Source organism: Streptomyces sp. NPDC049040, assembly GCF_043197715.1.
Classification (GTDB): domain Bacteria; phylum Actinomycetota; class Actinomycetes; order Streptomycetales; family Streptomycetaceae; genus Actinacidiphila.
This window is the reverse complement of sequence record NZ_JBICTO010000002.1, coordinates 624,071-649,062: the sequence shown is the minus strand read 5'-3', so window position 1 is coordinate 649,062 and position 24,992 is coordinate 624,071. Positions and strand designations below refer to the sequence as shown.

The 24,992-nt window shown below is 73.0% G+C and carries 23 protein-coding genes and 1 other RNA gene; 12 read left to right on the top strand and 12 right to left on the bottom strand.

Going from position 1 to position 24,992, the window contains the following annotated elements; translation table 11 throughout:
- Positions 1-433, bottom strand: a 433-nt coding sequence (locus ACGFMP_RS07795) for a MarR family winged helix-turn-helix transcriptional regulator (protein WP_393670977.1), incomplete at its 3' end; no start/stop codon positions are given.
- A gap of 102 nt (positions 434-535) precedes the next feature.
- Between ACGFMP_RS07795 and ACGFMP_RS07790 the strand changes: the two genes are divergently transcribed.
- Positions 536-1,501, top strand: a complete 966-nt coding sequence (locus ACGFMP_RS07790; protein WP_393670976.1) for a zinc-binding alcohol dehydrogenase family protein — start codon at positions 536-538, stop codon at positions 1,499-1,501.
- A gap of 95 nt (positions 1,502-1,596) precedes the next feature.
- Here ACGFMP_RS07790 and ACGFMP_RS07785 read toward each other — a convergent pair whose 3' ends face one another.
- Positions 1,597-3,033 carry a glycoside hydrolase family 16 protein gene (locus ACGFMP_RS07785; protein WP_393670975.1) on the bottom strand — a complete coding sequence of 479 codons (1,437 nt, stop codon included), beginning with the start codon at positions 3,031-3,033 and terminating at the stop codon, positions 1,597-1,599.
- 482 nt (positions 3,034-3,515) lie between these two features.
- Between ACGFMP_RS07785 and ACGFMP_RS07780 the strand changes: the two genes are divergently transcribed.
- Positions 3,516-4,733: a cellulose binding domain-containing protein gene (locus tag ACGFMP_RS07780; protein ID WP_393670974.1), complete on the top strand. Its 1,218-nt coding sequence runs from the start codon at positions 3,516-3,518 to the stop codon at positions 4,731-4,733.
- Positions 4,734-5,401: 668 nt separating this feature from the next.
- Here ACGFMP_RS07780 and rnpB read toward each other — a convergent pair.
- The 3 genes from rnpB to ACGFMP_RS07765 form a co-directional block, all read right to left on the bottom strand.
- An RNA gene (gene rnpB / locus ACGFMP_RS07775) (RNase P RNA component class A) lies at positions 5,402-5,804 on the bottom strand.
- An 84-nt stretch (positions 5,805-5,888) separates the two neighbouring features.
- The gene (locus tag ACGFMP_RS07770) at positions 5,889-6,524 is read right to left on the bottom strand and encodes a TetR/AcrR family transcriptional regulator (RefSeq protein WP_393670973.1); all 636 of its coding nucleotides are present in this window, start codon (positions 6,522-6,524) and stop codon (positions 5,889-5,891) included.
- Between the two features lie 63 nt (positions 6,525-6,587).
- The gene (locus tag ACGFMP_RS07765) at positions 6,588-7,523 is read right to left on the bottom strand and encodes an SDR family NAD(P)-dependent oxidoreductase (RefSeq protein ID WP_393670972.1); all 936 of its coding nucleotides are present in this window, start codon (positions 7,521-7,523) and stop codon (positions 6,588-6,590) included.
- Positions 7,524-7,713: 190 nt separating this feature from the next.
- Here ACGFMP_RS07765 and yaaA point away from each other — a divergent pair, with 190 nt between their 5' ends.
- Together yaaA and eda are read left to right on the top strand one after the other, a co-directional pair.
- The gene (yaaA, locus tag ACGFMP_RS07760; protein ID WP_393670971.1) at positions 7,714-8,493 is read left to right on the top strand and encodes a peroxide stress protein YaaA; all 780 of its coding nucleotides are present in this window, start codon (positions 7,714-7,716) and stop codon (positions 8,491-8,493) included.
- A gap of 293 nt (positions 8,494-8,786) precedes the next feature.
- Complete coding sequence (gene eda / locus ACGFMP_RS07755) at positions 8,787-9,404, top strand: bifunctional 4-hydroxy-2-oxoglutarate aldolase/2-dehydro-3-deoxy-phosphogluconate aldolase (protein WP_393670970.1); 618 nt, start codon at positions 8,787-8,789, stop codon at positions 9,402-9,404.
- Here the strand turns inward: eda and ACGFMP_RS07750 are convergent, their stop codons facing one another.
- From ACGFMP_RS07750 to ACGFMP_RS07735, 4 genes are all read right to left on the bottom strand, one after another.
- The gene (locus tag ACGFMP_RS07750; RefSeq protein ID WP_393670969.1) at positions 9,405-10,025 is read right to left on the bottom strand and encodes a histidine phosphatase family protein; all 621 of its coding nucleotides are present in this window, start codon (positions 10,023-10,025) and stop codon (positions 9,405-9,407) included. It abuts the gene before it with no gap.
- A gap of 4 nt (positions 10,026-10,029) precedes the next feature.
- Positions 10,030-10,770 carry a zinc ribbon domain-containing protein gene (locus tag ACGFMP_RS07745; RefSeq protein WP_393671366.1) on the bottom strand — a complete coding sequence of 247 codons (741 nt, stop codon included), beginning with the start codon at positions 10,768-10,770 and terminating at the stop codon, positions 10,030-10,032.
- On the bottom strand, positions 10,767-11,639 hold the full coding sequence (locus ACGFMP_RS07740; protein WP_393670968.1) for a Nif3-like dinuclear metal center hexameric protein: 873 nt from the start codon (positions 11,637-11,639) through the stop codon (positions 10,767-10,769). The genes ACGFMP_RS07745 and ACGFMP_RS07740 overlap by 4 nt, the downstream gene beginning before the upstream one ends.
- A gap of 229 nt (positions 11,640-11,868) precedes the next feature.
- Complete coding sequence (locus ACGFMP_RS07735) at positions 11,869-12,915, bottom strand: ABC transporter substrate-binding protein (RefSeq protein WP_393670967.1); 1,047 nt, start codon at positions 12,913-12,915, stop codon at positions 11,869-11,871.
- Between the two features lie 249 nt (positions 12,916-13,164).
- On the opposite strand from ACGFMP_RS07735, the gene ACGFMP_RS07730 reads away from it, so the two are divergent.
- From ACGFMP_RS07730 to ACGFMP_RS07715, 4 genes are all read left to right on the top strand, one after another.
- Entirely contained in the window at positions 13,165-14,337 is a 1,173-nt protein-coding gene (locus ACGFMP_RS07730; RefSeq protein WP_393670966.1) for a hypothetical protein, read from the top strand.
- Positions 14,338-14,790: 453 nt separating this feature from the next.
- The gene (locus tag ACGFMP_RS07725; RefSeq protein WP_393670964.1) at positions 14,791-15,747 is read left to right on the top strand and encodes an ATP-binding cassette domain-containing protein; all 957 of its coding nucleotides are present in this window, start codon (positions 14,791-14,793) and stop codon (positions 15,745-15,747) included.
- Entirely contained in the window at positions 15,744-16,472 is a 729-nt protein-coding gene (locus ACGFMP_RS07720; RefSeq protein ID WP_393670963.1) for an ABC transporter permease, read from the top strand. The genes ACGFMP_RS07725 and ACGFMP_RS07720 overlap by 4 nt, the downstream gene beginning before the upstream one ends.
- 191 nt (positions 16,473-16,663) lie before the next feature.
- Positions 16,664-17,839, top strand: coding sequence for a sensor histidine kinase (locus tag ACGFMP_RS07715; protein ID WP_393670961.1), 1,176 nt, complete (start codon positions 16,664-16,666; stop codon positions 17,837-17,839).
- Positions 17,840-17,859: 20 nt separating this feature from the next.
- Here ACGFMP_RS07715 and ACGFMP_RS07710 read toward each other — a convergent pair whose 3' ends face one another.
- Positions 17,860-18,303 carry an ASCH domain-containing protein gene (locus ACGFMP_RS07710; RefSeq protein ID WP_393670960.1) on the bottom strand — a complete coding sequence of 148 codons (444 nt, stop codon included), beginning with the start codon at positions 18,301-18,303 and terminating at the stop codon, positions 17,860-17,862.
- Between the two features lie 30 nt (positions 18,304-18,333).
- Complete coding sequence (locus ACGFMP_RS07705; protein WP_393670958.1) at positions 18,334-19,809, bottom strand: MFS transporter; 1,476 nt, start codon at positions 19,807-19,809, stop codon at positions 18,334-18,336.
- Positions 19,810-20,012: 203 nt separating this feature from the next.
- On the opposite strand from ACGFMP_RS07705, the gene ACGFMP_RS07700 reads away from it, so the two are divergent.
- Complete coding sequence (locus ACGFMP_RS07700) at positions 20,013-20,645, top strand: response regulator (protein ID WP_393670957.1); 633 nt, start codon at positions 20,013-20,015, stop codon at positions 20,643-20,645.
- 2 nt (positions 20,646-20,647) lie between these two features.
- Here ACGFMP_RS07700 and ACGFMP_RS07695 read toward each other — a convergent pair whose 3' ends face one another.
- On the bottom strand, positions 20,648-22,102 hold the full coding sequence (locus ACGFMP_RS07695; RefSeq protein WP_393671365.1) for an MFS transporter: 1,455 nt from the start codon (positions 22,100-22,102) through the stop codon (positions 20,648-20,650).
- A 199-nt stretch (positions 22,103-22,301) separates the two neighbouring features.
- Between ACGFMP_RS07695 and ACGFMP_RS07690 the strand changes: the two genes are divergently transcribed.
- The 3 genes from ACGFMP_RS07690 (at position 22,302) to ACGFMP_RS07680 (ending at position 24,895) form a co-directional block, all read left to right on the top strand.
- Entirely contained in the window at positions 22,302-22,940 is a 639-nt protein-coding gene (locus tag ACGFMP_RS07690; RefSeq protein WP_393670956.1) for a class I SAM-dependent methyltransferase, read from the top strand.
- Positions 22,941-23,014: 74 nt separating this feature from the next.
- Complete coding sequence (locus ACGFMP_RS07685; protein ID WP_393670955.1) at positions 23,015-23,947, top strand: N-acetylmuramoyl-L-alanine amidase; 933 nt, start codon at positions 23,015-23,017, stop codon at positions 23,945-23,947.
- A gap of 138 nt (positions 23,948-24,085) precedes the next feature.
- Positions 24,086-24,895: a hypothetical protein gene (locus ACGFMP_RS07680; RefSeq protein WP_393670954.1), complete on the top strand. Its 810-nt coding sequence runs from the start codon at positions 24,086-24,088 to the stop codon at positions 24,893-24,895.
- Positions 24,896-24,992 lie beyond the last annotated feature (97 nt).

Below are 24,992 nucleotides of genomic sequence, written 5' to 3'. Positions count from 1 at the left end.
CGTCGGCGTCCAGGGGTGCGGCGAGCGCCGCGAGCCGGTCGGCGATCTCGGCTGCGCCCAGCTCGGTGAGGCGGCGGCCCTCCGGGGTGAGGGCGACGAGCACGCCGCGGCCGTCGTGCGGCGAGGGGAGGCGCTGGACCAGACCGCGTTTCTCGGCGCGGGTGACCAGGCCGGTCATGGAGGACTTGTCCAGGCCGAGGTAGCGGGCGAGTTCGAGCATGCCGGGCCTGCGGTCGCGCAGGATGCCGAACAGCCGGAGCTGGACGACGGACAGGTCGTGCGCGGACGCGACGCCCGCCAGCACCCCCTGGACCAGGAAGGACAGCTGCACGAGCGCGTCCACGGTGGTCAGTTGCTCCGCGGCTTCCCGGTCGCCGTCCACGACCGGTTCCCCGTCCTGCCCCTGGCCCTGCCGCTGCCCCTGGGTGCTCATCGCCGCCGCCTCCGCTTGACCTGGTACGTGACACAAACTACCGTCGAGGTAGTACGTGCCACAAACCATACCCGTACCCGCCAGGAAAGCAGGAGGCCGCCCATGCGCGCCGCCGTCGTCCGCTCCTTCGACGCCCCGCCCCGCTACGACACCTTCGACACCCCCGAGCCCCGCGGGGAGCACGAGGTCCTGGTGGACGTACTGGCCGCCGGCCTCCACCCCCGGGTCCGCTCCGGCGCCGACGGCACCCACTACACCTCCACCGGCGCACTCCCCCTGATACCGGGGATCGACGCGGTCGGCCGTACGGCGCGGGGCGAGCTGCTGTACTTCGTCGCCCCCGACACCGCACCCGGCACGATGGCGGAGCAGGCCGTCGCCGACCGCCGCCGCGCCGTCGCGCTGCCCGCAGGAACCGACCCGGTCGCGGTCGCCGCCGCGATGAACCCGGGCATGTCCTCCTGGGTCGCCCTCCGCCGCCGCGTCAGGCTCGACCCCGGCGCGCGGGTCCTGGTGCTGGGCGCCACCGGCAGCGCGGGCCGGCTCGCCGTCCAGATCGCCAAGCACCTCGGCGCCGGCCATGTGGTGGCCGCCGGCCGCGACCCCGAGCGCCTCGCCCTGCTGCCGGACCTGGGCGCGGACCTCACCGTCTCCCTGCAGGGCGAGCCCGCCGAGGTCGCGGAACGCCTCGGGCGCGGCGCCGCCGAGGCCGACGTCGTCGTCGACTACCTGTGGGGCCGGACCGCGGAAGGCGCCATGCGCGCCATCCTCACCGCCCGCCCCGACCGCGCCAGGCCGCTGGCCTGGATCCAGATCGGGTCGGTGGCCGGCCGGGAGATCACCCTGCCCTCCGAGCTGCTCCGCGCGGCGGACCTGCGGATCATGGGCAGCGGCCAGGGCTCGGTCGGCGCCGCGGGCATCCTCGCCGAACTCCCCGCCCTCGCCGCGCACATCACCTCGGGCTCCCTGGCCCTCGGCGCCGTCCCCGTACCCCTGTCGAAGGTCGAGGACGCCTGGACCGGTCCCGTCATCCCCGGCCACCGGGTCGTCCTAACACCCGGCGCCTGACGCCTGACGCGCCGTGCGAGCCGCCCCGCCGCACGGACGCGGCCCCAGACCTGCGCCGGGCCGCGTCCGTGGGGCCGTGCTCGTGGGGCCGCGGGCTATCCGGTGTAGGTGTACGTGAAGTGCGGGGTGTCGTACTGCGGGCCGTTCTTCTCGTAGGTGAACCAGTAGGTGATGACGTTGCCGGCCGAGAGACCGCTGATGTTCTGCGTCCAGGTACCGCCGCTGTTCGTCATCCGGAAGTTCTGCTGGCCTGCGCCGTTGACCAGGTAGTGCACGTCGACGTACGCGGCGGGTGTCGTCGGCACGAAGGTGATCCGCGCGTGGCCGGAACCGGTGGACGCGGCACTCGCGGTGTAGTCGGGCGAGCTCGTACCGCCGCCGGTGGCACCGCCGTTGGTGGTGCCGGTGCTCGTCCCCGTGGACGTACCGGTGCTGGTGCCGGTCGAGGCCCCCGTCGAGGTGCCCGTGGACGTGCCCGTCGAAGTGCCCGTGGACGTGCCCGTGGACGTGCCGCCCACCGTGCCGGTGCTGCCACCGGTGGTCCTGTTGACGGCGATCCAGTCGACGGTCATCGCGGCGCCCGAGCTGATGTCGGCCGAGGGCGAGGTGCAGCCGCAGACCTTGTTGGGGTAGGAGCCGCCGATCGCCACGTCGAAGATGGCGAAGAAGCCGTGGTCGACGGCCGCTTGCCAGGTGCCGGTGGAGACCTGGTTCTCGTTGACCGTGTAGGTCACGCTGCCGTCGAGGTAGAAGCGCAGCTGCTCGGCCGCGGTGTTGGTGCGGTCGACGACGACCGAGTACGTGTGGAAGCCGCTCTGGCAGCCGCCGCACGCCTGGAGCCCGCTGCTGATGCCGTCCGGGTCGTGGCACTCGCCGGCCCACACACCGCAGTGGAAGGTGGTCGAGTGCTGGCTCAGCGCGTTGACGTCCTCCATGATGTCCAGCTCGCCGATGCCGGGCCAGTTGGTGGCCCCGACCGGGCGGGCGTCGGCGCCCATCGCCCAGAACGCCGGCCAGTAGCCGAGGCCGTGGGCGGGAGCGGGCTGCTTCAGGGAGGCGCTGATCTCCAACTGGCCGCCGGCCGGGGCGGCGAAGTCGGTCCGCTGGGTCTCGATCCGGCCGGAGGTCCAGTGCCCCGCCGCGTCCTTGATGGGCTTGATCACCAGGTGCCCCGAGCCGTCCTGGTAGACGTTGGCGGTCGAGTCGGTGGCCGTCTCGATCTCGCCGGTGCCCCACATGGTCGCCGCGCCGGGGTAGTTGTAACCGATACCGGTGTCGTAGAGCCAGTTGGCGCGGTTGAGGCCGGTGCCCGACGCTCCGTTGAAGTCGTCGCTGAACACGGTGGTCCAGCCGCTCGGCGGGGCCGGGACGGCCGCCGCGGCGGAGCCGCCGGTGACCGAGAGCCCCAGCGCGCCGGCGATGAGCACGAGCAGCGCGCCGATGACGGTGGGCAGGGTGCGGCGGCCGGGCCGCCGGCCGCGGGTCCGGCCGGCCGGGCCGGCGCCGGGGCGTGGAAGTGCGGTCTTCCTCATGGGCGTGGTGACCTTTCTCCAATAGGTGGGGGTCAGTTGAAGCGGTCGTGGAACTCTTTTCCGTTCAGGAAGTGAACGGGGCACCGATCTGAGAGCGCTCTCAAGCAGCAGGATCGAAATGGAGTGTCATGGCATGACGCGCACGCGTCAATAACCTGGACAAGATCGGCTTGCCGCCGATCCGCGCCGCCCGCCGTTTCCGCCGGTGGGAGGAGTCCAGGCACCGCACGTCGCGCATTGCCTGCCGCGCCGCCCGTTCGCGAATACCGGCCATGATCGGCGCGCCACAGCGCCGTTCGCCGGGCGCGACCGGCGGGCCGATGCTGCCGTAACTCTTGTCACATGGGTTGCCGACGCCTATTGTCCCGTTCTCGGAGCGGTGTGGGAGCGCTCCCATAATCGAATTCGTCGAAACCGAATGGGACGACTCCCGCCACACGCTTGCAAATCCCCCCACCTCCGTGCCTGTCGAAAGGGACAGCATGAAGCCTCTGCAGCAAGCTCTGCGATCAACCAGAAAGGCCGTCGTGGCGGCCGTGGCGGCCCTCGGCCTCGCCGTGGGCGCCCTGATCACCCTGACGGCCGCACCGGCCGCACACGCGGACACCCAGATCTGCACGCAGTACGGCACCACCACGATCCAGGGCCGCTACGTCGTGCAGAACAACCGCTGGGGCACCAGCGAGGCCCAGTGCATCAACGTCACCGGCACCGGCTTCCAGATCACCCAGGCCGACGGCTCCGTCGCCACCAACGGGGCGCCCAAGTCGTACCCGTCGATCTTCAACGGCTGCCACTACACCAACTGCTCGCCGGGCACCAACCTGCCCGCGCAGCTCAGCGCCATCGGCAGCGCCCCGACCAGCATCTCGTACAACTACGTCGGCAACGCGGTGTACGACGCCGCCTACGACATCTGGCTCGACCCGACGCCCCGGAAGGACGGCGTCAACAAGACCGAGATCATGGTGTGGTTCAACCACGTCGGTTCCATCCAGCCCGTGGGCTCCAAGGTGGGCACCGCCAACGTGGCCGGGCGCAGCTGGGACGTGTGGACCGGCAACAACGGCGGCAACGACGTGATCTCCTTCGTCGCCCCCTCCGCGATCGACAGCTGGAGCTTCGACGTCAAGGCGTTCGCCAATGAGACGATCGCCCGCGGTCTGGCGCAGAACTCCTGGTACCTCACCAGCGTCCAGGCAGGTTTCGAGCCCTGGCAGAACGGCGCGGGCCTGGCCGTGAGCTCGTTCTCCTCGTCGGTGAACATCGGCGGCGGATCGACCAACGGGGGCACCACCACGGGCGGCACCACCACCGGCGGCACGACGACCGGCGGTACGACCACGGGTGGCACCACCACCGGTGGGACCACCGGCGGCACCGGGTCGGGCGGTTGCAAGGTGACCTTCACCCCGCGGACCTGGCCCGGCGGCTTCACCGCCGACGTCACCGTGACCAACACCGGCTCCGGCACCGTCAACGGCTGGAGGCTGGGCTTCACCCTGCCGGCGGGCCAGACGATCACCAGCGCCTGGAACGCCACGGTCAGCCCGTCCTCGGGAGCCGTCACCGCGTCGAGCCTGGGCTACAACGCCCAGATCCCGCCCGGCGGTTCGCAGTCCTTCGGCTTCCAGGGCACGTCCACCGGCAGCTCCGGCGCGCCCACCTCCTTCACCCTCAACGGCAGCCCCTGCTCCTGATCCCGGGGACTCCCGGTGCGCCGCCCGCCTGCCATGCGGGCGGCGCACCGCCTCTCACCGGGCCGCGGGCAACCGCCTCACGGCAGGAAATCCACCTCGGGGAAAGCGGGGTCCGGGCTGTCGAGCAGGTGCCCCCTGTGACGGGCCGGGCCTCTCACTGTGGCGACGCCCGCTTCCCGTGGGAGAGTCCTGCACGTGATCGATGAGGATGGCGTCCGGGTCCGCGAACTCGTACTCGCGGAAGGGGTTCGCCCTGCGGACGCCGTGCGTGTTCATCGCGAAGCGCTGCACGTGCTGCGTTCGAGCATCGACGCGGCACACATCGACGCCTACAGCGGTGACACCTGGCCGGCCGAGGTCCTGCACTCGTACGAGCGTGCGCTGTCACTGGCTCGGCAGGAGGTCGCGAGCGGCAGCCGCTCCAAGCGCTCCGATCCCGGGATGGGGATCGACCTCGACGTGCGAGACGACGGGCAGTTCACGGTGTTGTCGGACCTGGCGCCCTACACGATCCACGCCGAGGGCCGGCGGGCCGGCCGGCAGGTCTTCAGTGCCGGCGATTCCGGAACGGCCCTGTGGATCGAGGTCGCACGGGAACAGGAAGCGGCGCTCCTGTCCCGGTTGGGCCGGCTGGGCATCCCAGCCGGAGTGCTCAAGGTCGTGGGCGGCAGACGAGTCGGGCTGTAGGCCGGGTTCTGTACCCGGGGGCCTCGCGGCCGGCCGGGCGACGGCCATCCATCTAGGGCTGCCGTTGCCGACAGCCTCGTGCGGTCTACCCGCGGACTCGGGCGGGCAGCCCTCGAACGTCCGCGCGGGCGGCGTATCGCTACGACGCCCTCTTGACCTTGCTCCAGGTGGGGTTTACCTAGCTGCCCAGGTCACCCTGGGCACTGGTGGTCTCTTACACCACCGTTTCACCCTTACCGCGGACCGAGGTCCCCGGCGGTCTGTTTTCTGTGGCACTGTCCCGCGGGTCACCCCGGGTGGCCGTTGGCCACCACCTTGCCCTGTGGAGCCCGGACCTTCCTCGGCAGGACCCTGGGGTCCTGACGCGACCGTCCGCCCGGCTCGTCTGCCGTGGGCCCATCGTAGTGGATCAGACCGGAACGCAGAGCACGCCGACCCCTCGGCGCGGGTGCGCCCGCGAGGGGCCCTTCAGGCTCCGGCGGGGCGGCGGTAGGCGCCGTACCACCAGATCAGGGCGAGTTCGCGGGCGAAGGCGGAGTCACCGCCACCGCCGTCCACCCGGATGTGGTGGGCGATCGCCTGGGCGCCGCCCCAGGCGATGATCCGGCTCGCCGCCACGGCGTCGACGTCGGCCGCGGTCGAGCCCGCGGCCTGCTCCGACCGCATGGTCCGCAGCGCCGCCTCCTCGAAACTCTCCAGGTTCGCGGTGTAGAAGTCGCCCACCGCGGAGTCGTAGGACGCCGCCTCCCGGACCGCGGTGATCACCCCCTGGTGGGCACGGTGGATCCTGATCACGTCCTCGAAGAACCGGGTGAGCTGCTCCGGGCCGTCCTCCCCCGCGGCCGGGTCCCACCGGCGGGCGAGCGTCAGCAGTGACTCGCGCAGATCGTCGGTGAGCCGCACCAGCACGTCGGACTTGCTCTGGAAGTGCGCGTAGAAGGTGGCCCGGGACACCGCCGCCTCCTCCAGGATCTGCTGGACGCTGATCTCGGAGAAGGCCTCACCCGAAGCGAGCAGGCGCTCCAGGGCGGACATCAACTGCTCCTGGGTCGCGGCCGAACGCGCGGCGTGGTGGTCGGCCTGGCGCCGGGTCACGGGTCTCATCAGTGCACCTTCCAGTCTGTTCCTGCGCTCGGACCGACCGGGACGGCGCACAGGCTCCACCGGTCAGCGCACCACCGGAAGGGCGAGGTCCCACAGCCGGTCCGCGGCGGCGGGGTCGACCGACCACGTCGCGACGCCGGCCGGCACCTCGGGGCCCCCCTCGACGACCTCCGACTCCTGATTGTCCTCGAAATACCGGCCCGTCACGCCATCGAGGAGCGGCGAGGCCGCCAGCAGCACGGTGGTGGCAGCGCCCTGGGCCGGGGTCTTGAAGTAGTCGGGAGTGATGAGGTTGCCGTCCGCGTCCATGGCACCGAGGGCCCGCATGGTCGCCTGGTCGATGTGGCGTGCCAGGTTGGTGTGGATCACCCCCGGCGCGCAGGCGTTGGCCGTGATGCCGTGCTCCGCCCACCGGCGGCCGGCGCCGACCGCGAGCAGCACGTCGGCGGTCTTCGACTGCGCGTAGGCCACGAAGGGGTCGTAGGGGCGCCGCTCGAACTGCGGGTCGTCGAAGTCGAATCCGGTCCGCAGCTGGGCACCCGAGCTGACCACGACCACGCGCGGCTTCCCGGCCTCCCGCAGGGCCGTGTGCAGGCCGACGGCCAGGGCGAAGTGGCCGAGGTAGTTGACGGCGAGCTGCGTCTCCCAGCCCTGCGGGTTGACCTGGCGGGTCGGGAGCATCATCACGCCGGCGTTGGCTATGAGGGCGTCCAGCGGGCCGCTCCAGGCGTCGCAGAAAGCACGGACCGACGCGGGGTCGGCCAGGTCGAGTGCGGCGGCCCTGACCGTCGGGAATTCCTTGACCAGCGGGTCGGCGGCGGCCGGGTCCCGGGTGGCGACGGTCACCTGCGCACCCGCACCGGCGAGCGCGCGGACCGTCTCGACCCCGAGACCGGAGGAGCCGCCGGTGACGATCATCCGGCGCCCGCGCAGATCGACTCCGTCGATCACCTCGGCTGCGGTGGCACGGCTCCCGAACGGCGTGGTGATCAGCGTCATACCTGTTTCCTGCCTTCACGAAGGGTGGATTTCTCCTGGTTCGCTAAACCATACATGGTGTTCGGACACGCAAGCCGGTGAGAGGTGGCGGCGCCCCCGCCGGACCGCAGCCACACCCCGCCGGGGCCGGGATGGCCTGCGTTGCCGCGTAGGCTGCTGCGGTCCGTCCGCGTGAGTCCGAGGAGAAGCCGTGCTCGTCCTGCTGCCGCCGTCCGAGGGGAAGGCCACCGCCGTGCGCGGGCGGCCGGTCGCGCTCGAAGGGCTGTCGCTGCCCGGGCTCGGCGCGGCGCGCGCGGCCGTCCTCGACGAACTGGTCGCCCTCTGCTCCTCCGACGAGGACAAGGCGGCGGACGTGCTCGGACTCAGTCCCGGCCTGCGTGGGGAGGTCGCCAGGAACGCCGCCCTGCGCACCGCCCCCGCGATGCCCGCCGGGCGGCTCTACACCGGGGTCCTCTACGACGCGCTCGGCCTCGCCACTCTCGACGCGGCCGCCAAGCGGCGCGCCGGGCAGTCGGTGCTCGTGTTCTCCGGGCTGTGGGGCGCCGTACGGCTCGCCGACCGCATCCCGGCCTACCGCTGCTCCATGGCCGTACGGCTGCCGGCCGCCGGCGGGCTCGCCGCCTACTGGAAGCCGCACCTGGAACGGGTCCTGCCGGAAGCGGCGGGGAGCGGGCTGGTGCTCGACCTGCGCTCCTCGGTCTACGCCGGGGCCTGGCGGCCCCAAGGCGACGTCGCCCGGCGCACCGCGACGGTGCGGGTGCTGCACGTGAGTGTTGTCGACGGGGTCGAGCGCAGGAGTGTGGTGTCGCACTTCAACAAGGCGACGAAGGGGCGGTTGGCGCGCGCCCTACTCACCTCCGGGGCGCGGCCTCGGACGCCGGCCGCACTCGTCGCCGACCTCCGCGATCTCGGTTTCACCGTGGAGGCGGAAGGGTCGCGCCTTGACGTTCTCGTGCGCGACCTCCACTGAACAGGTGCTCCGCGGGGTTTCTTGACGGGGCCCTCCGCCGTGGGGTGGCGTCCTTCCCGCCGTCCCGGCTGGGCGCGCCGTTCCTCGCACCCCTGGCGGGAGGCCCCCTGCGGCAGGACGCTCACTTTCGCGCCCGTCCCGGCTGGGGGCGACGTTCTCGCACCCCTGGCGGGATGCCTGACCTTCGCGCCCGCCCCGGCTGGGGGCGACATTCTTCGTATGCCTGGTGGGGGTCGTTGCGGAGGGTGCAACGGGCGTTGCAGGGGGTGGACCGGGGGGAGAGGATGTGCCGCATGGATTCCGTGTTCGGGCTTGCTCCCGTGATACCCGTCGTCGTCGTGGACGACGCCGGCGACGCCGTACCGCTCGCCCGGGCGCTGCTCGCGGGCGGGCTGCGGGCGATCGAGATCACGTTGCGGACCCCGGCCGCGCTGGAGGCGATCCAGGCGGTGGCACACGCGGTGCCGGACGCGGTCGTCGGCGCCGGGACCGTCCTCACGCCGGATCACGCGGCGGCGGCCTCCGCCGCGGGCGCGCGATTCGTGGTCAGCCCGGGGTGGAGCGAGCGGCTGCTCGATGCCATGTGCGGGACGGGGCTGCCGTACCTGCCCGGCGTCTCGACGGCTTCGGAAGTGCTCAACCTGCTCGAACGCGGCGTCACCGACATGAAGTTCTTCCCCGCGGAGGCGGCCGGCGGGGTCCCTTTCCTGCGGTCGCTGGCCTCGCCGCTGCCCCGCGCGCGGTTCTGCCCGACGGGCGGGATCGACGCGGCCCGGGCACCGGGCTATCTGGCCCTGCCCAACGTGGCCTGCGTCGGCGGCAGCTGGATGATCCCGGGGGATCTGCTCGCCGCCCGGGACTGGGAGGGCGTCACCGCGCTGGCCAAGGAGGCGGCGGCGCTGGCGCCCTGATCAGGCCAGGTGCGCCGTGGCGTTGAGGAAGCGTACGGACGCGTTGCCGTCGGGGTAGTGGGCCACCGCCGACAGGGACGCGGGGGCGAGGTCCATCCGGAAGACGGCCTCGTGCGGTGCGCCGAGTGCGAGCCGGACCAGCGTCTTGATCGGCGTCACATGGCTGACCAGCAGCACCGTACGGCCGCGGTGCGCCGCCAGCAGTTCGTCCCTGGCGGCCGCCACCCGGGACGTGACGTCGTCGAAGCTCTCGCCGCCCGGCGGTGCGGCGGCGGGTCCGGCGAACCAGGCGTCCAGCTCGGCGGGGAACCGCTCGCGCACCTCGGCGAAGGTGCGGCCTTCCCACGCCCCGAACGCGGTCTCGCGCAGCCCGTCCGCGACGGTGACCGGCAGCCCGAGCCGGTCGGCCACCGGCCGCGCGGTCTCCAGGCAGCGCGCCAGCGGCGAGGAGACGACGGCCTCGACCGCTTCCAGCACGGCGGCCCCCGCCACCTGCCCCGCCTGCCCGCGCCCGCGCTCCGAGAGCGCCGGGTCGGCGCCGCCGCTGCCGGAGAAGCGCCGCTCCGCGGTGAGCGCGGTCTCCCCGTGCCGCAGCAGGAAGAAGACCGTCTCGTCCGCCATGCGGCTACAGTCCCGAGTCGGCCGTACGCACCAGGATCCGGCGGCAGTTCTCGCACCGGACGACCTGGTCGCGGGGGGCGGCCCGCACCTCGTTCAGCTCGGTGATGTTCAGTTCGAGGCGGCAGCCCTCGCAGCGCTTCTGGTAGAGCCGCGCCGCGCCGACGCCGCCCTGCTGGGCCCGGAGCTTGTCGTAGAGCTTGATCAGGTCGTCGGGGACGGAGGCCGCCAGCACCTCGCGCTCCTTGGCGGCGGTGAAGCCCTCCGCGTCGATGCCTTCGAGGGCGGCGGTCTTGCGGGCCTCGGCCTCGGCGACCTTGGCCTGGACCGACTCGACCCGGCCTGCCAGCTCGGTGGCCCGCTCCTGGGCGGCCTCGCGGCGCTCCATGACGTCGAGGACGACGTCCTCCAGGTCGGACTGCCGCCTGGCGAGCGAGGCGAGCTCGCGCTGGAGGTTCTCCAGGTCCTTGGGGCCGACCGCGCCGGAGTCCAGCCGCTGCTGGTCGCGTACGGCCCGCTGGCGGACCTGGTCGACGTCCTGCTCCGCCTTGGTCTGCTCTCGTGCGGTGTCGCTCTCCTCGGTCTGCGCGGCGACCAGCAGGTCGCGCAGTTGGGCGAGGTCGGCGCCGAGCCGTTCCAGCTCGGTGTGCTCGGGAAGGGTCCTGCTCTTGTGGTCCAGCTGCGCGATGCGCGCGTCGAGGGCCTGGACTTCGAGAAGGCGGATCTGGTCGGCGGGCTCGGCGTTCAGCGGGGGGCTCCTGGGCTGCTGGAAGGGACGGAGGAAGCGGAGGGTGCGTGCGCCGTCCACGGGTCGGTGACGGCGTACGAGACCTGGGTGCTCAGCGCCCAGCCGTGCCGCTCGGCGAGCGCGTCGACCTGGCGTGCGGCCTGCGGGCACCACGGCCATTCGGTGGCCCAGTGGGCGGCGTCGAGAAGCGCAGGCGGGCCCGCCTGGCGGGCCTCGGAGGCGGGGTGGTGGCGCAGGTCGGCGGTCAGGTACGCGTCCACACCCGCGGCCCGTACCTGTTCGAAGAGGCTGTCCCCCGACCCGCCGCACACCGCGACGGTGCGCACCGGCGCGGCCGGGTCGCCGGCGATACGCAGCCCGGTGGCGGTGCCGGGCAGCCCGCGGGCGGCCTGTTCGGCGAACTCGGCCAGGCTGAGCGGCACGTCGAGCGCGCCGATCCTGCCGAGGCCGCGGCGGTTTTCCGGGTCTGTCGGGTCCGGCACCAGCGGGCCGGTGACCCGCAGGCCCACGGCTGCGGCGAGGGCGTCCGAGACGCCGGGGTCGGCGCGGTCGGCGTTGGTGTGCGCGACGTAGAGGGCGATGTCGTTGCGGATCAGGTCGTGGACGACCTGCCCCTTGAAGCCGGCCGGGCCGACCGGGGCGACGGTCGTCGTGCCGCGCAGGTAGAGGGGGTGGTGGGTGACCAGCAGGTCGGCGCCGGCCGCGATGGCCTCGTCCACGACCTGCCGGACCGGGTCGACGGCGAAGACGACCCGGCCGACCTGGGCGGACGGATCGCCGCACACCAGCCCCACGGCGTCCCAGTCCTCGGCGAGTGCCGGGGGCCAGAGGGCGTCGAGGGCGGCGGTGACGTCGGAGAGGCTGGGCACGTAGGGAAGGTTACCCGGGTTGCCGCCGGCACTGTCCCCGCCCGGAACGAGGCCCACCTCGCGGCCCGGGACGCCTCCGGGCGCCGGACCTCCGACATGCCGCTCCGCGTGTGCATGGTGCAACTTTGGGCTGACGTCACTCGTCAGCACGAGTGACGTCAGCCCAGAATCGATCACACCCACATCCCGGCTCCGCCCCGGAGTGCGGGGCGTTCCGCAGCGGGGTGGTTCAGCCCGCGAGGTAGTGGGTCAGGTCGGCGACCACCTGGTCGGCGGCCGTCACGCCGAGGCCGAGGTACCAGGTCTCGTCGGGGACGTCGAAGGCGTGGCCGGCCTTGACCGCGCGGAGGTTCTTCCACAGCGGGTTGGACTGGGCGCGGGCCTTGTCCGTGGTGCCGGGGTCGCCGTAGACGCCGGTGAAGATGTAGTCGCCGTCGGCCTTGTCGATGTTCTCGGCGGAGATCTCCGCGGCGAGGTCGTCGATGTCCTGGATCTTGGGCCTCGGGATGCCGGCGTCCTTGAGGATGGTGCCGATGAAGGACGCGTTGCCGTAGAGCCGGGTCTTGCCGTCCTGCATGTAGCGGACCATCGACACGACCGGCTTGTCGGCGCCGAGCGCGGTGTCCAGCGCCTTGATCCGGTTGTCGTAGTCGGCGAGCTTCGCCTCCGCCTCGGCGGTCTTGTCGAGGGCGGCGGCGTTGAGCAGGTAGTTCTGCTTCCAGGTGAAGCCGGGGCGGATCGAGAACACGGTCGGCGCGATCTTGCTGAGTGCCGCGTACTGCGGGGCGGCGCGCAGCTGGCTGCCGAGGATGAGGTCGGGATGGAGGCCGGCGATGGCCTCCAGGTTGAGGCTGTTGATGGTGCCGACGCTCTTCGGCTGCCCGCCGTCCTTCTTCAGGTACGACGGCAGCTCGGGCGAGCCCTCGCTCGGCGCGTAGCCGACCGGCTTGACGCCGAGCGAGACGACGTTGTCGAGCTCGCCGACATCGAGGACCACCACCCGGGTGGGCCGGGCCTTGACGACGGTGGTGCCCATGGCGTGGGTGATGGTGCGCGGGAACTGGCCGGGCTTGGCGTCGGTGCCCATCTGCGCGGTCTTGTCGGCGGCCGAGCCGAAGTCCTTGCCGCCCTTCGCGACGGACTGCTTGTCCTTGCCCTTGGCGGCGGTCCCGCTGTCGCTGCCGGAGTCGCCGGAGGAGCTTCCGCAGGCGGCGAGGGAGAGGCCGGCGGCAACGGCGAGGGCGACGACGGCGGTGTGGCGGCGCCGATGAGACATGGGTGCACTCCTGGAACGATTCTCAGCAATTTCTTAGGTGAGCCTAACCTGAGCCCCCGGAATGCCGTACTCCACCCCCTCGCGCCCCCTCCCGCTCAGCACAACCACCCCCGTTCCGCGGCGGAATCACGCGAACCGACACCCTTACGTGTGAACTGCCCGCACTCGCGTTGATCGTCCGGAGATACGAAAACTACGGTCCTGTCCGGGAGGTGGACGTTTCATATGACCGTCAGTGCAGTGGGCGCCATGAGCGCCCTTCGGACAGGGGGCGCACCGCGTGCCGTGCGCCGGTCGGGCTTCACGATCGCCGCCGACGGCTCGTACGCCGCCTGCCTCGCCGAGATCGCAGGACCCGATGGCAGCGCAGGCCCGGGAGGCGGCGGGCTGCTCGCCGAGCGGTGGACGCTCGCCGGGCCGGAGCCGTACGCCGTACCGCTGCCGGGGCCGCAGCCGGAGGAGCCCGGCACCCAGGTGCTGGCGCTGGCCGACGGGCGGGTGCTGATCAGGCGCCGGGTCGCCGCCGACCGGCACAGCCTGTCGCTGCTCTCCCCGACGGGACCCGGCACCGGGGAGCTGCCGTTGGGCACGCTCGCCGGCGACGTACGCCTGCTGCCGCCCGCGCCCGGCGCCGCATACGCCCTCGCCTGGGAGGAGGACGCCGACCGCACCGGGATCTGGCGGGTGCACGGCACTCCCGACGGCGTGCCGGAACTCGCCATGACGGTGCCGGGCCGGTGCACGGGCGGGGTCTGGCTCGACCGGGTGGGCCGGCTGCTCGCGGTGGACCGCGAGCTCGACGGGCGGACCAAGGCCGTCGCCGTCGACCTGCACACCGCGCGCACCAGCCCGCTGCTCCAGCTCACCGACGACAGCGACGACCGACTGCTGCTCGCCGAGCCGGACAGCGGCCTGCTGCTGCTGCGCAGCGACGCCACCGGTGAGGCGCGGCTCGGCTGGGGGGTGCTGGGCAGCAGGCGCCCGGTGCGCTTCCCCGACGCGCTGCGGGTGCCCGGCGTCCTGCTCACCCCGGTCGCCGCGCAGCCGGGTCAGATCCTGATGCCCGAGGCGTCGGTGGTGGCGCTGCGGGCCGAGGTGCCGGGCGGCGCGGAGTCGCTGGCGCTGTGGCGGCCGGGCGAGCGCCGGCTGCACTGGCGGGCGTCGCCGCCCGGGTGGTTGGGCGCGGCCGGCATGTGGATGCCGGGGGACGAACTGCGGCTGCCGTACGCGGCGGACGGCCTCCCGTGCGGGCTCGCAGCGTACGACCCGCCGGCCGGCTGGCCGGAGCCGGCCGCCCGGGCGGCGACGGGAGTGGTCGTCCACGTGCCGGCCCGGCTGCCCGCGCCGCTTCCCGCGACCCGCAGGAAGTGGAACGTCCTGCCCTTGCAGCAGGCGCCGCTGGCCGCCGCGAAGGCCGGGTGACCCGCGTGGCCGGGACCGCGGGCGCACCGGTGCGCCCGCCGCTCGCCGTCATGCGCAGGGGCGCCCGGCGTGACCACGGGTACTCCCTGCTCGCGCGCTTCCGGCGCCGCCGCCCGACGGGGAGTACGGCCGTGCCCGCCACCGTGCCCGCCGCCGATCCCGCCGCCGATCCCGCCGCCGAGCGGCAGCCCGACGGCCACCCGGGACGCCATCGCGGCGCCGCCTCCCCGGAACCGGAAGCTGCTGACGCGCCTTCACCACCGCCGCCCGGCCGCCACCGCCGCCCTGAGGACTCCCCCTCGTAGGGCGCCGCCGCACGCGCAAGGCCCGGGCGCCGGGCCGGAGTCGGGCAGGCAGGCAGGCAGGCAGGCAGGCAGGCAGGACATTTGTACCGGGGAGCGCGGGACAATCGGTGCTGCCGGGGTCCTGCCTGCGCTGCGTAACGTCATGCCCATGAAAAAGACGGGGGCGGTCCACTTCGGGGCCGTACACAAGAGTTTCGGCAGCGTCGAGGCGGTGGCCGGCCTCGACCTGGAGATCGCCAGGGGCGAGACGCTGGCACTGCTCGGCCGCAACGGCGCGGGCAAGTCGACGACCATCGCCCTGCTGCTGGGGCTGGACCGGCCGGACTCCGGCGAGGTCCGGCTGTTCTCCGGCACACCGCAGGAGGCCGTGCGGGCGGGCCGGGTGGGGGCGATGCTCCAGGTCGGCCAGCCCATTCCGCGCACCACCGTCAGGGAGCTGGTCGGCTTCGTGGCGTCCACGTATCCGCACCCCATGCCGGTGCGCGAGGCACTCGACCTGGCCGGGATCGGCGAGCTGGCAGGGCGCCGGGTGGACAGGCTCTCCGGCGGGCAGGCCCAGCGGCTGCGCTTCGCGCTGGCGGTGGCAGGCGGCCCTGAACTCCTCGTGCTCGACGAGCCGACCGCCGCGCTCGATGTGGAGGCGCGCCGGGCCTTCTGGCGGTCGATGCGCAGCTACGCGGCCCGCGGCAACACCGTGCTGTTCTCCACGCACTACCTGGAGGAGGCCGACGACAACGCCGACCGCATCGTGGTGATCGACCAGGGCCGGAAGGTCGCGGACGGCACCGGCGAGGCCATCAAGCGGCGGGTGGGCGCGACCCTGGTCTCCTTCGACCTGGCGGGCGAGGCCACCGAAGGGCTGCGGGCGCTGCCGGGGGTCATCGCCATGGAGGTGCGCGGGGACCGGGCGGTGCTGCGCAGCGCCGACTCCGACGCGACCGTCGTCGCCCTGGCGCGGGCGGGCCGCGTCCGCCGGCTCGCGGTCGCACCGGCCAGCCTGGAGGACGCCTTCCTCACCCTCACCGCACACCCCGCGGAGACGAAGGCCGGCGCCGAGGCCGGCACGGCGACCCACGCCGACACCTACCAGGAGGCCGTCCGATGATCGAGTACGTCCGTCTTGAAGTCCGCCGCACCCTGCGGGACACCGGTTTCGTGGTCGTCGGGGTGGCCACGCCGCTGATGATGTATCTGCTGTTCACCAACCTGGGCACCGACAACAGCCAGGACCGGATGGACTACGCCCGCTTCGCGATGATCGGCATGGCCGCGTACGGCGCGCTGGGCGCGGCGCTCGCGGTGGGGCCCGGCGTCGCGGAGGACAAGGCCCGTGGCTGGCTGCGGCAGTTGCGGGTCACCCCGCTCACCCCGCTCCAGGTGGTGCTCGGCCGCGCGCTGACCGCAGGCGTCACCGTGCTGCCGGCGATCGTGACCGTCTTCACGGCGGGCGCGCTGGTGAACGGCGTACGGCTCGCGGTGTGGCAGTGGGCGGCGGCCGCGGTCCTGATGTGGCTGGGCACCATCCCCTTCACCCTGCTCGGCCTCGGCAACGGCTACGGGCTCACCGCCCAGACCACCGGTGTCGTGAGCATGGTCAGCATGATGGGGCTTTCCGTGGTCGGCGGGCTGTGGATCCCGGTCGACGTCTTCCCGCACTGGCTGGCCTCGATCTCCCGCTGGACACCGACCAACCGCTTCGGTGACCTGGGCTGGAGCGTGCTCGACCGCCATGCGCCCGGCGCCGGAACGGTCGGTGTGCTGGGCCTTTGGCTGGCTGTTTTCGCCGGTTACGCTGTGTTCTCCTACCGGCGGAGCGCGCGGACCGCATGAGGCGGGTCGCAGGGGCGGACCGCACAGGTCCGCCCTCCCCCGGCGGGCGCACGATGCACGCGGCACCGACGGGGACGGGGACCCACATGGCGACGACTGCGACCAGCACGGCCGGTTCGGCCGGGGCGGCGGAGAAGGATCCGATCAAGGAGCGGTGCCGCCGAGGGTGGCGGTGGTGGAGGCGCGGTCCGATGGAGTTCGAGCAGGAGATCGAGCGCATCAAGGCCCCGGACGGCGGTGCGCTGATCCCGTGGCTGCTGATGGCGGTCGGCCCGGCGAGCGACGTGGTCAAGGGCGAGGTGCCGATACCGTGGCTGGCCGCGTCCGGCCTCGCCCTTTTCTGCGCGCTGTACGTGTGCACGATCCGGGCCGCGTTCAGCGAGCGGCTGCGGACCGGGCGGCTGCCCTACCGGCTGCTGTGGGCGCTGGCGGCGCTCACGCTCTCCATGGCGATCGGCTACGGCGGCAACTTCATGCTGCTGTTCGTCCTGGTCTCGCTGTGCGCGGGCAGCCTGTCGAGCAGCCGGCGCGGACTGGGCATGACGCTGACCGTGCTCAGCGCCTCCGCGGGCACCGTGTCGGGCCTGCACCACGAGGGCTTCTGGAGCACGGCGAGCCTGTCCTACGGCACCTTCCTCTCCGGTCTCGTCGTCTCGGTGATCATCTCCCTCTTCCACGCGGTGGCCCAGCTCAAGGCGACCCGGCAGGAGCTGGCGCGCAACGCGGTGGCGGAGGAGCGGCTGCGCTTCTCCCGCGACCTGCACGACCTCCTCGGCCACACCCTCTCCGTGGTCGTGGTGAAGGCCGAGGCGGCCCGCCGGCTGGCCCCGCGCAACCTGGAGGCGGCGCTGGCCCAGGTCGCGGACATCGAGTCGGTGGGACGCCAGGCCCTGACCGAGATCCGCGAGGCCGTCAGCGGCTATCGCGAGGGCAGCCTGTCCACCGAGCTGGACCGGGCGCGCTCGGCCCTGGCCGCCTCCGACATCGAGGTCGTACTCCAGGAGTCGGGCCCGCCGCTGCCCCCGCAGACCGAGGCGCTGCTCGGCTGGGTGGTACGCGAGGGGGTCACCAACGTCGTACGCCACAGCGGCGCGAACCTGACGCGTATCGAACTGAGCTCGGCCGACGGCCTGGCGCATCTGACGATCACCGACAACGGCCGCGGCCTCGCGGAACCTCAGGCCCCCGCTGCCGCCGGCTCCCCCGGTGGGACGGCGGTCCTGCGGTCCGCCCGCACCGGCACCGGGCTGCGGGGGCTGGCAGAACGCCTCGCCGCCGCCGGCGGTTCGCTGACCTCGGGCCCCTGCCCCGCGGGCGGCTTCCGGGTGGCGGCGGTGCTGCCGGTGGGCGAGGACACCGCGGCCTGACGCCGGCCGGCTCCGGCGGCTCAGCCGCGGAGGTCGGCGACCAGCCGGAAGCGCTGGAGCACCACGAGGGTGTCGTCGTCGACGGTGAAATCCGGGTCGTCCATCGCGGCCCGCATCTCCGGGCTGTGCCAGAACTCCTCGTGGGTCCTGCGCCAGCCGGCGACGCTGGTGTCGCCCTCCCCCTCGTCCACCGCGTGTGCGAGGTCCACCTCGCGCAGCGGCACGACCCGCACCTCGGTGAACTCCATGACGGCGACCGGGTGGTCCGCCGAGTCCACCACGACCGCCCGCGCCCCCACCTCCGGCAGCGCCTCGCCCTCGTGCTCGTAGGCGGCGAGTACCCCGGTGGTGGCGGTCTTGCTGCCGTCGAGAACCGCCGCGACCAGCTGGTCCCTGAGCGGACCGGGAAAACCGAACTGCTCGACGGGCAGCGCCGCGATGTCGGCGTCGGATGCGTGTGTCATGGGCCCACGGTAGCCGCGGGCCCAGGCGCGCTACTCGCAGAATTCGTCCTGCTTCTGCCCGCGCGTGAACCGGGCGAACAGGGGCGGGGAGTCCCAGCCCGGCTCCTGACCGCTGAGCCAGCCCTGGAGCTTCGGCGAAGGGGGGTGGCGCACACCGCCGGCCCAGTAGAAGCCGATGCCGAGCAGGGCGCCCAGCACGGCGATCCCGAAGCAGATCCACAGGGCCGTCCTCGTCCCCGAGTCGGCGTTGCTCCCGACGGTGGCGGCGATGTAGAGCAGCACCGGGGCGATCATGAACGCCGCCACCGCCCGCATCAGCTCGATGATCGCGAACACCCGCTGCACGTTGTTGGAGCGCAGCGAGAAGCCGGCGATGAACAGCGCCGGCACGACGGAGGCGCCGACGCCGACGCCGACGAAGCCGGAACCCACCGAGGTGAGGACGGACGTGGTCGGGGAGGCACCGTTCATGATCAGGATGCCGGCGGCCAGGAAGGCCATCCCGACCAGGACGTAGTAGTGCAGCCCGCGGGTGCGGAAGATGAAGCCGAAGGCGATCGCGGTGATCACCGCGCCGCCGAACTCGGGGAGGTAGAGCAGTCCCAGGTGCAGCGGCGAGACCCGGGGTGACAGCGCGGTCAAGGTCAGCGAGATCGCCGACACCGAGGCGGCCGCCGCGCAGATCGCGGCGACGATACCGGCGACCGGCAGCGTGCTGATCAGGCTGCGCACGCACAGCAGCGGATCCTTGGCCGTGTACTCGTGGACGAAGAGGATGATGATCAGCAGCAGCCCGCCGAGCAGCGGCCCGATCGTGTGGGCGTCGACGAAGGGGTGGGTGAGCAGCTCCGACGCGCCGAAGAACGCGGCCACGCAGCCGACGGTGGCCAGCCCGACCGCGATGAGGTCGACGGGGCCGTCCGGATTGGCCGGCGGGGTGTCCTGGAAGGTCAGGACGGACAGGACGAGCGCGGCCACCGCGATTCCGGCGATGATCCAGAACAGCGGCCGCCAGTCGTGCGCGGAGGCCTGGGCGCCGCCGATCACCGGGCCGAGAGCGACCGCGCCGAAGATGCACACGTTCAGGACCACGGCGGTCTCGCGCAGCCTGGACGCCGGATACCCGATGATCAGCGGCGGCACGGAGGCGATCAGCAGCAGGCTGGTGCACAGGCCCTGGAGGATGTGTCCGACGATGAACATCGCGGGTACGGTCGCCGCCGCGGTGAGGACCGAGCCGATCACGAGCAGCGTGCCGTAGATGATCAGCATCCGCCGCTGCGGGAGGTGCTGGGCGAACTGCACCGCGAGCACCGTGCCGACCGCGTAGCCGGCGTTGGCCATGCCCGAGACCAGGTTGATCGTCTGGAGGCTCATGTCCAGGTCGGCGGCGATGATCGGGGTGAGGGGCCCCAGAGCCGCCGAGAGGGCCAGATACGGCACCAGGGCGAAAACGACCATCGCCGCCACCGCGGGATAGCGGCCGGCCAGGGGACCCTGTCGCATCGGTCGGTTTCTCCTTTTTCATCAGCAAATAGGGCGTACTGCCACCATCGTTAACCGCCGTCGCCGCGCTCCCCCCGAGCGGAGCCGTTGAAGTCACCCGATCGACACTCGACGGCGCGCGTGCGCGCCCGCTCCCGCACCCGCGTGGACGGCCCGGTGGACGGCCCGGTGCGGGCGGGCGGGCGCTGGATACGCTGACCCGCATGACTGACGCACCCGGTGGGCCGCCGGTGACACGAGTGCTGCTCGCCGAGGACCAGGGGATGATGCGCGGGGCGCTGGCGCTGCTGCTCGACCTCGAGGACGACATGGAGGTCGTCGCCCAGGTCGCGGCGGGCGACCGGATCGTGGAGGAGGCACTGGCCGCGCGGCCGGATGTGGCCCTGCTCGACATAGAACTGCCCGGACGCAGCGGCCTGGACGCGGCGGCGGAGCTGCGGCGGCGGCTGCCGGAGTGCCAGGTGCTGATCCTGACGACGTTCGGGCGGCCGGGGTATCTGCGGCGGGCGATGGAGGCGGGGGCGGCCGGGTTCCTGGTGAAGGACGGGCCGGTGGAGGAGCTGGCAGGGGCGATCAGGCGGGTGCTGCGCGGGGAGCGGGTGATCGACCCCGCGCTGGCCGCGGCGGCGCTCAGCGCGGGTCCGAGCCCGCTCACCCCGCGCGAGCAGGATGTGCTGAACGCCGCGGCGGACGGCGCCACGGTCGCGGACATCGCGGGCCGGCTGTTCCTGTCGGAGTCGACGGTGCGCAACTACCTGTCGGCCGCCATCGGCAAGACCGGCACCCGCAACCGCATGGAGGCGGTCCGCACCGCCCGGCAGAACGGCTGGCTCTGAGGTCAGGCAGCCTCGCGCGGCGCCGGTTTCGGCAGCAGCACCACCAGGCACGTACCGGCGGCGAGGAAGGCCGCGCCGATCAGGAAGGCCAGTCCGTAGCCTGCGGACAGCGCCTGGGCGCCGGTCGCGCCCGCGGCCGTACGGGTCGCGATACGTGACGCGGCCGCCGTCGCGAGGATGGTCAGGCCGAGCGCCCCGCCGAGCTGGCGCGAGGTGTTGAGCAGGCCGGAGACCAGGCCTTGCTCGCCGCGCCCGACGCCCGACATGGCCACCGCCGAGATCGGGGTGAGCAGCAGTCCCGCGCCGAGCATGGTCAGGATGCCGGGCCCGAGGATGATGCCGAGGAAGGTGCCGTCGGCGGTGATCCGGCTCTGCCAGACGGCGCCGGCGACCGCGATCACCCCGCCGGCCGCGCCGATCACCCGTGCGTCGATCCGGCTCATCAGCCGCGGGGCGAGTTTGGAGCCGACGATGATCGCGGCGGTGTGCGGGAGGAAGGACAGTCCTGCGCGTATCGCGCTGTAGTGCAGCACCTGCTGCATGTAGAGCGACAGGAAGTACCAGACCGCGAAGGTCGCGGCGCCGGCGGTGAACAGCACGGTATTGGCGGAGGCCACCGAGCGGATGGTGAACAGCCGCAGGGGGATCAGGGGTTGGGCGGTCCGTGCCTCCACCGCGGTGAACAGCGCGAGGACCGCGAGGCCGCCGATCAGCGGACCGAGCGACATCGCGGAGGTCCAGCCGTGCGACTCGGTCTCGGCGATGCCGTAGGCGAGGGCACTGACGCCGCCGGTGACCAGGACCGCGCCGGGGACGTCGAGCCTGCGGGCGGCGGCGCCCTTGCTCTCGGTGAGCCACAGGGCAGCGCCGACCAGGACAAGCGCGCCGATCGGCACATTGACCAGCAGCACCCAGCGCCAGGACAGCAGGTCGGTGAGCAGCCCGCCGACGAGGCCGCCTGCCGCGCCGCCGCCGGCGCCGACGGCCGTCCAGGTGCCGATCGCCCGGGTCCGCTCGGGTCCTTCGGGGAAGGAGGTGGTGAGGATGGACAGCGTGGTGGGTGCGAGCACCGCGGAGCCGAGCCCCTGCACGGCGCGGGCGGTGATGAGCATCCACGGGCTCTGGGCGAGGCCGCCGGCCAGGCTGGCCGCGGTGAACAGGCCGAGGCCGGTGAGGAAGGTCCGCTTGCGGCCGAAGAGGTCCGCGGCCCGGCCGCCGAGCAGCAGGAAGCCGGCGAAGGCGAGCGCGTAGCCGTTGACCACCCACTGCTGGCCGGTCTCGCCGAAGCCGAGCGCGCCGCGCATCGACGGCAGCGCGACGTTGACCACCGAGACGTCGAGCACGACGAGGAACTGCCCCGCGCACACCGCGAGGAGCACCGCCCAGGCGGGTGGCGCGGCCCGTCTGCCGGGGCCGGCGGGGTCGGTGGGGCCTGTCCGGGCGCGCTGTCCGAGGATTTCGCTCACGGCGTCCATGCTGCCGCCGTCGCCGCCGCGGGGGCATCGGCATTTCGGCCTACGCCCAACGGCCTGGGCCTGCGGGGTTGCAGGCGGCATCGGCCCGGACCGGCGGTGGGCTCGGCGGGTGGGCTCGGCGGGTGGGCTCGGCGGGTGGGCTCGGCGGACCTCGCGACCAGCGGCTTCGTAGGATGCCGGGATGACTGACGTGCTCGCGGCGTTCGAGGCCGCCAAGGGGTTCATGCCCGCGGACGAGGGCTTGGCACTCCATGCGGCGGCCCGCGGCGCCGCCGCCGACCTGGGGCTGCCGGTGCTGGAGGTCGGCACCTACTGCGGGCGCTCCACGATCCTGCTGGCGGACGCGGCCCGGCAGGCGGGCACCGTCGTGGTGACCGTGGACCACCACCGGGGCAGCGAGGAGCAGCAGCCGGGCTGGGAGTACCACGACCCGTCGCTCGTGGACCCGCACACCGGGCTGATCGACACGGTGCCGCACTTCCGCCGCACCCTGCACGCCGCCGGTCTCGAACCGCACGTGGTCGCGGTGGTGGGGCGGTCGCCGCAGGTGGCGGCGCTGTGGACGCGGCCCTTCTGCCTGGTCTTCATCGACGGCGGGCACACCGACGAGCACGCGGCGGCCGACTACGAGGGCTGGGCGCCCCGGGTCGCCCGGGGCGGACTGCTGGCGATCCACGACGTGTTCGCCGACCCGGCCGACGGCGGGCAGGCGCCCTACCGCATCTACCGCCGCGCGCTGGAGTCCGGCGACTTCGTCCAGGAGTCCGCGACCAGGTCGCTCCAACTGTTGCGCAGAGTGACCGACGGCACCGCACGGTAGTACGCGGCCGGGTCCGCGGGCCGCTTCACCGGGGCCGCTGCGTGGCGGCGAGCGGGGCCGATAGAGTCGCGGGCGTGTTCAGCAACGAGTCACACGGGGGCGCTCGGAGCCGGTCGCTGGTCATCACGGCAATCGTGCTGGTCGCGGCCCTCGCGGGGGGCTGGTTCGTGTTCGGCGCGCGGCACGGCTCCGACGACGGCGCCACGGCCGGCCGGGGCCCCGCCGCGGGGGATTCCACGGCGGCGCCGGACAGCGGTTCCGCGGGCTCCCCGGTGGCACACGGTGACGCCACGCCCACCCCGGTCACGACCTCGGCCGCCGCGCCCCGCAAGGAGCTGACGGGCAGGACGATCGTCATCGACCCGGGGCACAACCTCGGCAACGCGAAGCACACCGCCGAGATCGGCAAGTCCGTCGACATCGGCACCAACCGCAAGGCGTGCGACACCACCGGCACCGCGACCAACGCCGGCTACCCGGAGTCGACGTACACACTGGACGTCGCCCACCGGGTGCGGGCACTGCTGGAGGCGCGCGGCGCCAAGGTCGTGCTGACCTACGACGGCGACCGGCCGTACGGCCCGTGCGTGGACGAGCGGGCCAGGATCGGCAATGCCGCGCACGCCGATGCGGCGCTGTCGATCCACGCGGACGGCGCCCCCGCCGACAAGTTCGGCTTCCACGTGATCGCGCCCAAGTCGGTGCACGCGGGCGCGGCGGACACCCGTGCCATCGCGGCGCCCTCGCTGCGCCTGGCGACCACCCTGCGGTCGCATTTCCACACCGCGACGGGTGAACCGCTGGCAAACTACCTCGGTGGCAAGGGACTGACGATCCGCGACGACCTCGGCGGCCTCAACCTCTCGACGGTGCCGAAGGTCTTCATCGAATGCGGCAACATGCGCAACGCGCACGACGCCGCCGCGTTGACGAACTCCGCCTGGCGGCAGCACGCTGCCCTGGGGATCGCCGACGGGCTCACCGCCTTCCTCGAAGGGAAGAGGTGACGGGGCTGTAGCAGTCCGGTATGGATCGTGCACCAATGCCCATACCCGGCCACCGGGCCAAGATCGTCCTCGTACCATGGGGCACCGCACCGAGTGGCCCAAGAGAACTGACAGAACTGACAAAGGACAGGACCTGACGTGAACATCCGCTCCCTGACCCGAGGAGACGGCGCGGTGATCGGAGCAGCGGTGCTGCTCCTGATCGCCTCGTTCCTGCCGTTCTACAGCTTGGGGTCCGAGTCCCGGAACCTTTGGCACTCGGACTGGTTCCCCACCCTGCCGTCGGTGACGCTGGCGGCGCTGGTGGCCGCAGGCGCCGTACTCATGGCGCGTGCCCCGCAGTTCGCCGGCAAGCAGGTGCTCGGGCTGTCGTTCGACCAGTGGGCCGTGGCCCTGTCGATCTTCGTCGGCTGGACCGCGGTGTGGGCGACCCTCTTCCACAACCCGGAGGGCCTCGACAAGGGGTCAGGCAACTGGCTGACCCTGCTGTTCGGCCTGGCCATCGCGGTCGTCGCGCCGCTGTCGGGTCGGCTGCCGGCGCTCAAGGCCCCGCTCATGGGCACCCCGTCGCCGGTCGGCCAGCAGCAGCCGTACGCGGTGGGCGGCGCGGCTCCCTACGGTGCCGCCCCGCAGCAGGCCGGCTACGGCTACCCAGGCGGCGCGCAGTCCGTCGACCCGGCGTTCGGCCAGCAGCAGTACGCGCAGGCGGCGGCTCCGCAGCCGACGCCCGCCGCCGCGGCCCCGGCGTCGGACTTCACCGCGTTCTGGTTCGCGGTGCCGGTGCCGCGCCCGCTGTTCGCCGAGGACGGTTCGGGCTCGCAGATCGCAGAACTGACCCCCGGCACCTGGTACCTGGCGGTCGACCAGCGCGGCTCCGCGCTGATCGCGCAGACCCAGGACGGCCGTCGCGGCGTGCTCCAGGACAGCAGCGGCATCCAGCGCGGCTGAACCGTATCCCCGCAGGCCGGGGGGGGGGGCCCCCCCCCCCCCGGGGGGGGGCCCCCCGGGGGGGGCGGGGGGGGGGAGCAAAACCGGTGGAGCCCCC